Here is a 9,064-nt window from a genome sequence, read left to right as displayed (position 1 = left end):
CAGGAGGAATCGGCCCGTGAACGACAACGAAGAACGCCCGGTCACCATCATCACCGGCCGGGTGTGGAAGAAAAAAGGCGGCAAACCGGAAGGCGTCCACGTCATGCTGGTTGCGCCCGACGACGATTCGGCGGTGCGCCGGGCGCTCGAATCGCTTGCCGCCGAAGGTTACGCCGAGGCCGAGCTCGACCAGATCGGCGACATGGACGGCATCCCCGACGAAGAGCCGCATATTTCCGCCTTCCAGGGCGCGCTCGAAGGCGAAGTGTCGATCGTTACCTTCGACGTGCCGATCTGACCCCGGTCCAGCTTTCGAATCGACTGCCGAACCGAATCGGCGACCGAGGCCTTCCCAGCCGACAAATGTGCTGCCGCTAAGGGAAGGCTGAGCTTGGCTGCTCGGCTTCGGCTTGCCCGAGGCAAGTGTTCTGATAAGAAGCCATCACCATCATCAAACAGACGGAGCGGCCGTGTCCCAGCCCATCAAGATAGGCATCGTCGGCGTCGGCAAGATCGTCCGCGACCAGCACCTGCCGGCCCTGGCGAAAGACCAGGACTATCGCCTCGTCGCGGCCGCCAGCCGTCACGGCAAGGTGGATGACATCCCGAATTTCCCCACCATCGAAGCCATGCTCGACGCCGTAGCCGAGCTCGAGGCCGTCTCGCTCTGCATGCCGCCGCAATTCCGCTACGACGCGGCGCGGACGGCGCTGACGGCAAAGAAGCATGTCTTCCTGGAGAAGCCGCCGGGCGCTACTGTCAGCGAGGTCGAAGACCTCAAGACATTGGCTGCGCACAACGGCGTCTCGCTGTTCGCCAGCTGGCACTCGCGCTATGCGCCGGCCGTCGAGGCCGCACGTGCTTTTCTAAGTTCAGCCCGCATCCGCTCGGCCGCCATCAACTGGAAAGAGGATGTGCGCCGCTGGCACCCGAACCAGGAATGGATCTGGGCTCCCGGCGGTTTTGGCGTCTTCGATCCCGGCATCAACGCGCTGTCGATTGCCACCCATATCCTGCCGGCCATGTTCATCACCTCGGCGGTGCTCAACTTTCCCGAAAACCGCGCCTCCCCGGTTGCCGCGCGCGTCACCTTCCGCACCTCGAATGGCCTGCCGGTGACGATGGACCTAGACTGGCTGCAGACAGGCCCGCAAAGCTGGGACATCCTGGCCGACACCGACAAGGGCGCCATGGTGCTGTCGGGCGGCGGCTCGAAGCTCGCCATCGACGGCAAGGTCATTCACGAAGAGCCGGAAGCGGAATATCCGATGCTCTACAAGCGCTTCGCCGAGATCGTGCGCGCCGGCGTTTCCGATGTCGATCTGGCCCCGCTCCAGCACGTCGCTGACGCCTTCATGCTCGGCAAGCGCAACGTAGTCGAGGCGTTTTTCGATTGAGCTCTGGAACCGCACTCGCTGATCGCGCGGCGGTCGCAGGTTGGGAATAGTCGCGCGACAGGATTGTCGCGCGACTGAGAACCAGCGGATCGCCAGGCTCAATTCCTGGTCCTGCAACCGGCACGCTTGACCATGTCGGCAATGATCAGTGGCGTCGCCGGTGTCTGAGACCAGTTACCCTGACGAGGGGCGCCCGCTTCAAGGGCGGCGCGCACCGCTCGTGTATCCAGGCTGAAAGAACTCTTGCAGGAAACGAGGCCGCCATTGCCGATCGTGTCGGCGATCACGCCGGCGGCTTCGCCAACCCCGGCGACATAGGCGACCAGCGTTTGCCTGGCGACCGGGCTCGTGTCGGCCTTGTCGAGCATTTCCATCACCTGCCCCACCAATATCCGGCCTGTCGCTGTCGACGGGAGGGCGATGGCAGCAAAAGGCGTTATGGACGCGGCGACAATCGCGATGGCTGCCACGGCAATCCGGCGTTTGAACGAAGGCATAGGTTTCTCCTGTGATGAGGAATTGACAAGAATCATCATTGCGCATAAATAGATTATTGTAAAACGATAATTCATTGCGATGGAGTGATAACGGCGATGATTGAACCTGTCATCACGGCTGTCCCTGCCGATCCTGCCCGCCAGCTTAGATTGAGACGCATCCGACTTTTCAGCCTAGTGCTGGCGAGGTGTTTTGTCGTCCTCGCCATATTGCTGACCATCGGTCTGCTGTTCTACTGGCTCAGCGTCTCCGCCAGTTCGATCGCGGCCGATGCGCAAATCCCACAGGAATGGCTGAGCGAGCTTGGCCTCGGTCGAAGACTGGTCGGGTTCGCGATCTCGTTCGTGCCGCTTGCCTGCCTCGTCTTCGCGCTCATGGCCGCAAGGCGCTGCTTCGGCGCTTTCGCGTCCGGCAACTTCTTCGGTCAGGGCGCCATCAGCAATTTGCGATACTTTGGCCTCGGCCTGCTGGCATCCGCCTTGCTGAAACCGGTTTCGGCGGCGGCATTGTCCGTTCTGCTCAGCTGGGACGCGCCTGCCGGCCAGCACCGGCTGACGCTCGGTCTCGACAGCGACACGATGCTGACCTTGCTGGCAGCTTGCATCGTTGCTGTCATCACCTGGGTCATGGCCGAGGCATCGGCACTCGCCGAAGAAAACGCGCAATTCATCTGATGAGGATCAGCTCATGCCCATAAGGGTCAGGCTCAATGTCGTCCTCGCCGAACGAAACGTGAAGTCAAAGGACCTGGCCGAATATGTCGGCATCACCGAGGCCAATCTTTCTCTTTTGAAGCAGGGAAAGGTCAAGGGTATCCGGTTCGACACGCTGGAGCGCATCTGCGACTATCTCGACTGTCAGCCGGGCGATCTGCTTCGCTTCGAGAGGGTGTCCGAATAGCACAAAAAAATAGGCCGCCGGGTTGCCCCGACGGCCTTATTGCCTGAGATCGTTGCCGTCCGCGCTTACTGCGCGGCGGTGGTCATGTCGGCCAGCATCGGCTCGGCGACTTCCGCACCCGAGGCCTTGCGGCGCTCGTCGATGATCAGTTCGTCGCGCGAGGTGGCGATGCGCCGGATCTGGCTCATCGTGCCGCCGGTACCGGCCGGGATCAACCGGCCGACGATGACGTTTTCCTTCAAGCCCTGCAGCATGTCGGTCTTGCCGGCAACGGCAGCTTCCGTCAGCACTCGCGTCGTCTCCTGGAAGGAGGCGGCCGAGATGAAGGACGGCGTCTGCAGCGATGCCTTGGTGATGCCGAGCAGCACCGGCAGGCCTTCGGCTGGCTTCTTGCCGTCCTCGACCAGACGCTCGTTGACCTCTTCCAGTTCGATCACGTCGACATGATCGCCCGGGATGTAGGTCGAGTCGCCCTGCACCGTGATCTCGACCTTCTGCAGCATCTGGCGAACGATCACCTCGATGTGCTTGTCGTTGATCGACACGCCCTGCAGACGGTAGACTTCCTGGATCTCGTTGACGAGGTAGGAAGCAAGTGCCTCCACGCCCTTGATCGCCAGGATGTCGTGCGGCGCCGGGTTGCCGTCGAGGATGTAGTCGCCCTTCTCGATGACATCGCCGTCCTGGAGATGGAACGGCTTGCCCTTCGGGATCAGGTATTCGACCGGCTCAAGCGTCGAGTCATGCGGCTCGATGATGATGCGACGCTTGTTCTTGTAGTCGCGGCCGAAGCGGATCGTGCCGTCGATCTCGGCGATGATGGCGTGATCCTTCGGACGACGTGCCTCGAACAGTTCGGCAACACGCGGCAGACCGCCGGTGATGTCCTTGGTCTTGGCGCTTTCCATCGGAATACGCGCCAAAACGTCGCCGGGGCGAACCTGCGAACCCGGCTCGACCGAAAGAATGGCCTCGACCGAGAGCAGGAAGCGGGCGTCGCCGCCCTTGGACAGCTTGCCGACCTTGCCCTTGGCGTCCTGGATCGCAATCGCCGGCTTCAGGTCGTTGCCACGTGGCGTCGAGCGCCAGTCGATGACCTCACGCTTGGTGATGCCGGTCGACTCGTCGGCCGTTTCCTGAACGGAAATGCCGTCGACCAGATCCTCGTACGACACCCTGCCCTCGATTTCGGTGAGGACCGGACGCGTGTAGGGATCCCACTCGGCGATACGCTGGCCGCGCTTCACCTTGTCACCATCGTCCACGAAGATGCGCGAACCATAGGTGAGACGGTGCGAGGCGCGCTCCTTGCCGGCTTCGTCGAGGATCAGCACCGCCATGTTGCGGCCCATGACCATCTGCTGGCCGTCGGAGTTGCGCACCACGTTGCGGTTGCGGATCTCGACCTTGCCCTCATACGAGGCTTCAAGGAACGAGCTGTCCACCACCTGCGCGGTACCGCCCATGTGGAAGGTACGCATGGTGAGCTGGGTGCCCGGCTCGCCGATCGACTGCGCCGCGATGACGCCGACGGCTTCGCCCTGGTTGACCGGGGTGCCGCGGGCCAGATCGCGCCCATAGCAGACCGCGCAGACGCCAACCCTGACTTCGCAAGTCAGTGCCGAGCGGATGCGGACCGACTGGACGCCGGCCTTTTCGATCTGTTCCACGTCACGCTCGTCCATCAGCGTTCCGGCCTTGACCAGGATCTCGCCCGACACCGGATGGGTGATGTCGTCGAGCGACGTACGGCCCAGCACGCGCTGGCCGACCGAAGCAACGACCTGACCGGCATCGACGATCGGCTGCATGGTGAGGCCCTTGTCGGTGCCGCAGTCGACGGAGTTGACGATGCAGTCCTGCGCCACGTCGACCAGACGACGGGTGAGGTAACCCGAGTTCGCCGTCTTCAAGGCGGTGTCGGCCAGACCCTTGCGGGCGCCGTGGGTCGAGTTGAAGTACTCGAGCACGGTCAGGCCTTCCTTGAAGTTCGAGATGATCGGCGTCTCGATGATTTCACCCGACGGCTTGGCCATAAGGCCGCGCATGCCGGCAAGCTGGCGCATCTGGGTGGGCGAGCCACGCGCACCGGAGTGCGACATCATGTAGATCGAGTTCATCGGCTTCTGACGGCCATTGTCCTCGAACTCGACCGCCTTGATGCGGGCCATCATCTCGTCGGCGACCTTTTCCGAGCACTTGGCCCAGGCGTCGACGACCTTGTTGTACTTCTCGCCCTGCGTGATCAGACCGTCATTGTACTGCTGCTCGTATTCCTTGGCCAAAGCCTCGGTGTCGGAGACCAGCTTGATCTTGGCATCCGGGATCAGCATGTCGTCCTTGCCGAACGAAATGCCGGCACGGCAGGCATGGCTGAAGCCGAGCGCCATGATGCGATCGCAGAAAATGACCGTCTCCTTCTGACCGCAATGGCGGTAGACGGTGTCGATCATCTTGGAGATGTTCTTCTTGGTCATCTCCTGGTTGGCGGTCTCGTAAGGCACGTTGACGTTCTTCGGCAGAAGCTCGCCGATGATCATGCGGCCAGGCGTGGTGTCATGGATCTTTGACACGACCTTGCCTTCGGCGTCGACCGTGCGGAAACGACCCTTGATCTTGGAGTGCAGCGTCACCGCCTTGGTCTCGAGCGCGTGCTGGAGTTCGCCCATGTCGGCAAACACCATGCCCTCGCCCGGCTCGTTCTGGTTGACGATCGAGAGATAGTAGAGACCCAGAACCATGTCCTGCGACGGTACAATGATCGGCGCGCCGGAAGCCGGGTGCAGGATGTTGTTGGTCGACATCATCAGCACGCGGGCTTCAAGCTGCGCTTCCAGCGACAACGGCACGTGAACGGCCATCTGGTCGCCGTCGAAGTCGGCGTTGAAGGCCGTGCAGACCAGCGGGTGCAGCTGGATCGCCTTGCCTTCGATCAGGATCGGCTCGAACGCCTGGATGCCGAGACGGTGCAGCGTCGGCGCACGGTTCAGCAGCACCGGATGCTCGCGGATGACCTCGTCGAGGATATCCCAGACTTCCGGACGCTCCTTTTCGACCAGCTTCTTCGCCTGCTTGACGGTCGAGGAGTAACCCTTGGCGTCGAGACGGGCGTAGATGAAGGGCTTGAACAGTTCGAGCGCCATCTTCTTGGGCAGGCCGCACTGGTGCAGCTTGAGCTCCGGACCGGTCACGATGACCGAGCGGCCGGAATAGTCGACGCGCTTGCCGAGCAGGTTCTGACGGAACCGGCCCTGCTTGCCCTTGAGCATGTCGGACAGCGACTTCAGCGGGCGCTTGTTGGCGCCGGTGATGACGCGGCCGCGGCGGCCGTTGTCGAACAGCGCATCGACGGCTTCCTGCAGCATGCGCTTTTCATTGCGCACGATGATGCCGGGGGCGCGCAGCTCGATCAGCCGCTTCAGGCGGTTGTTGCGGTTGATGACGCGGCGATAGAGATCGTTCAGATCCGACGTGGCGAAGCGGCCGCCGTCCAGCGGGACGAGCGGACGCAGGTCCGGCGGGATCACCGGAACCACCTTCATGATCATCCATTCCGGACGATTGCCGGATTCCATGAAGTTCTCGACGACCTTGAGCCGCTTCAGATACTTCTTCTGCTTCAGCTCGGAGGTGGTCGACGCCAGTTCCGAACGCAGGTCGCCGGCGATCTTCTCCAGGTCCATGCCGGCCAGGAGGTCATGAATGGCCTCGGCGCCGATCATGGCGGTGAACGAATCCTCGCCATACTCGTCGACGGCGATCATGTACTCTTCCTCGCTGAGCAGCTGGTGCTCCTTCAGCGCGGTGAGGCCAGGTTCGGTGACGATGTAGTTCTCGAAGTAGAGGACGCGCTCGATGTCCTTCAGGGTCATGTCGAGCAGCGTGCCGATGCGCGACGGCAGCGACTTCAGGAACCAGATATGGGCGACCGGTGCCGCCAGCTCGATATGGCCCATGCGCTCGCGGCGAACGCGCGACAGCGTGACTTCGACGCCGCACTTCTCGCAGATGACGCCCTTGTACTTCATGCGCTTGTACTTGCCGCACAGGCACTCATAGTCCTTGATCGGGCCAAAAATGCGCGCGCAGAACAGACCGTCACGCTCCGGCTTGAAGGTGCGGTAGTTGATGGTCTCCGGCTTCTTGATCTCGCCGAAAGACCAGGACAGAATCTTCTCAGGGCTGGCAAGCGATATCCGGATGGAATCGAACACCTGCGCAGGCGCCTGCGGATTGAAGAGATTCATGACCTCTTGGTTCATGCCGTTCTCCTTTTCGGGATCCTCGAAGATCCCTTGCATCTAGTCGCGAGCCAAACGCCCGCCGTCTTTGTCGGCCACTGGCCGTCGAATTCTTCCTGGTTGAGCATGATCCTGTCCGAAAACCGGTAGCCACTTTTCGGGATCATGCTCGAGGCGCGCCGCGGACAGCCGTGGCGCGCCATTGCCTTACTCGGCCGCGTCGGGCAGCCGGACAGGGTTGTCGTCGAGCTTGGTGTTCTCCAGCTCGACGTTGAGGCCGAGAGACCGCATTTCCTTGACGAGAACGTTGAAGCTCTCCGGGATGCCGGCCTCGAAGGTGTCGTCGCCACGCACGATCGCCTCGTAGACCTTGGTACGGCCGGCGACGTCGTCGGACTTCACCGTCAGCATTTCCTGCAGCGTGTAGGCGGCGCCGTACGCTTCCAGCGCCCAGACCTCCATCTCGCCGAAGCGCTGGCCACCGAACTGCGCCTTGCCGCCCAGCGGCTGCTGGGTGACGAGCGAGTACGGACCGATCGAACGCGCGTGGATCTTGTCGTCCACGAGATGGTGAAGCTTGAGCATGTAGATGTAGCCCATCGTCACCTTGCGATCGAACGGCTCGCCCGTGCGTCCGTCATAGAGCTGCGACTGACCGCTGCTGTGCAGGCCCGCCTGCTCCAGCATGATGTTGATGTCAGCCTCATGCGCGCCGTCGAACACCGGGGTCGCGATCGAGACGCCGCGGCGCATCTGCTCGCTGAGGCGAACGATGCTCTCGTCGTCATAGTCACGAACCGGCTCGTTGCGGTCGTTGGCCGGGATGAAGCTCTCGAGCGTCTTGCGCAGCGGCTTGATGTCGCCGGCCGCCTTGTACGTGTCGATCAGCTCGCCGATCTTCCTGCCCATGCCCGCACATGCCCAGCCCAGATGCGTTTCCAGGATCTGGCCGACATTCATGCGGCTCGGCACACCCAGCGGGTTGAGCACGATATCGGCATGCGTGCCGTCCTCGAGGAAAGGCATGTCCTCGACCGGAACGATCCGCGACACGACACCCTTGTTGCCGTGACGGCCGGCCATCTTGTCGCCGGGCTGCATCTTGCGCTTCACGGCCACGAAGACCTTGACCATCTTCATGACGCCCGGAGGCATTTCGTCGCCGCGCTGGACCTTCTCGACCTTGTCCATGAAACGCTGTTCAAGCGCCTTCTTGGAATCGTCATACTGGCCACGCAGCGCTTCCAGCTCGCTCTGGAGCTTTTCGTTCTCCACGGCAAACTGCCACCACTGCGAACGCGGATACTCGTCGAGCGTATCCTTGGACAGCGTCGAGCCCTTCTTGAAGCCCTTCGGTCCAGCGATCGCTTCCTTGCCGACGAGCACGTCGGAAAGACGCGCGTAGACGTTACGGTCCAAAATGGCCTGCTCGTCGTCGCGGTCCTTGGCGAGGCGTTCGATCTCCTCGCGCTCGATCGCCATGGCGCGCTCGTCCTTCTCCACACCGTGGCGATTGAAGACGCGCACCTCGACGACGGTGCCGAAGGTGCCAGGAGGCATGCGCATCGAGGTGTCGCGCACATCGGATGCCTTTTCGCCGAAGATGGCGCGCAGAAGCTTCTCTTCCGGCGTCATCGGGCTTTCGCCCTTCGGCGTGATCTTGCCGACCAGGATGTCGCCCGGCTGAACTTCCGCACCGATGTAGACGATGCCGGCTTCGTCGAGGTTCTTCAGCGCTTCTTCCGAGACGTTCGGGATATCGCGCGTGATTTCCTCCGGTCCAAGCTTGGTATCGCGCGCCATGACCTCGAACTCCTCGATGTGGATCGAGGTGAAGACGTCGTCGGCGACGATGCGTTCGGACAGGAGGATCGAGTCCTCGTAGTTGTAGCCGTTCCACGGCATGAACGCGACCAGCACGTTGCGGCCGAGCGCCAGATCGCCGAGCTCGGTCGACGGACCGTCGGCGATGATGTCGCCCTTGTTGACCCGGTCGCCCATGCGAACCAGCGGGCGCTGGTTGATGCA

7 protein-coding genes are annotated in these 9,064 nt (G+C 62.3%); 4 read left to right on the top strand and 3 right to left on the bottom strand.

The window, feature by feature from the left end; genetic code table 11:
• Positions 1-16 precede the first annotated feature (16 nt).
• Positions 17-298: a transcriptional regulator gene (locus EN990_RS29200; RefSeq protein ID WP_013531420.1), complete on the top strand. Its 282-nt coding sequence runs from the start codon at positions 17-19 to the stop codon at positions 296-298.
• A 172-nt stretch (positions 299-470) separates the two neighbouring features.
• Positions 471-1,397, top strand: a complete 927-nt coding sequence (locus tag EN990_RS29195; protein ID WP_127370400.1) for a Gfo/Idh/MocA family oxidoreductase — start codon at positions 471-473, stop codon at positions 1,395-1,397.
• 98 nt (positions 1,398-1,495) lie between these two features.
• Here the strand turns inward: EN990_RS29195 and EN990_RS29190 are convergent, their stop codons facing one another.
• Entirely contained in the window at positions 1,496-1,894 is a 399-nt protein-coding gene (locus tag EN990_RS29190; RefSeq protein WP_127370399.1) for a chlorophyllide reductase, read from the bottom strand.
• Positions 1,895-1,990: 96 nt separating this feature from the next.
• On the opposite strand from EN990_RS29190, the gene EN990_RS29185 reads away from it, so the two are divergent.
• Positions 1,991-2,569 (top strand): DUF2975 domain-containing protein, encoded by a 579-nt coding sequence (locus EN990_RS29185; RefSeq protein WP_063168071.1) that lies wholly within the window; start codon positions 1,991-1,993, stop codon positions 2,567-2,569.
• A gap of 13 nt (positions 2,570-2,582) precedes the next feature.
• Positions 2,583-2,795: a helix-turn-helix transcriptional regulator gene (locus EN990_RS29180; RefSeq protein WP_013531416.1), complete on the top strand. Its 213-nt coding sequence runs from the start codon at positions 2,583-2,585 to the stop codon at positions 2,793-2,795.
• Between the two features lie 65 nt (positions 2,796-2,860).
• Here EN990_RS29180 and rpoC read toward each other — a convergent pair whose 3' ends face one another.
• On the bottom strand, positions 2,861-7,057 hold the full coding sequence (gene rpoC, locus EN990_RS29175; RefSeq protein ID WP_013531415.1) for a DNA-directed RNA polymerase subunit beta': 4,197 nt from the start codon (positions 7,055-7,057) through the stop codon (positions 2,861-2,863).
• A 186-nt stretch (positions 7,058-7,243) separates the two neighbouring features.
• A partial coding sequence (gene rpoB, locus EN990_RS36350) for a DNA-directed RNA polymerase subunit beta (protein ID WP_245469220.1) occupies positions 7,244-9,064 on the bottom strand: 1,821 nt, incomplete at its 5' end.

Source organism: Mesorhizobium sp. M7A.F.Ca.US.005.03.1.1 (assembly GCF_003997975.1).
GTDB lineage: Bacteria > Pseudomonadota > Alphaproteobacteria > Rhizobiales > Rhizobiaceae > Mesorhizobium > Mesorhizobium ciceri.
Note: the sequence above shows the minus strand (reverse complement) of the source record. Positions and strands in the feature narration are given on the sequence as shown.

Excerpts from the sequence above, each read along its gene's own strand:
- EN990_RS29190 (WP_127370399.1), bottom strand. The coding sequence starts at position 1,894 with ATGCCTTCGTTCAAACGCCGGATTGCCGTGGCAGCCATCGCGATTGTC.
- EN990_RS29185 (WP_063168071.1), top strand. The coding sequence starts at position 1,991 with ATGATTGAACCTGTCATCACGGCTGTCCCTGCCGATCCTGCCCGCCAG.
- EN990_RS29180 (WP_013531416.1), top strand. The coding sequence starts at position 2,583 with ATGCCCATAAGGGTCAGGCTCAATGTCGTCCTCGCCGAACGAAACGTG.
- rpoC (WP_013531415.1), bottom strand. The coding sequence starts at position 7,057 with ATGAACCAAGAGGTCATGAATCTCTTCAATCCGCAGGCGCCTGCGCAG.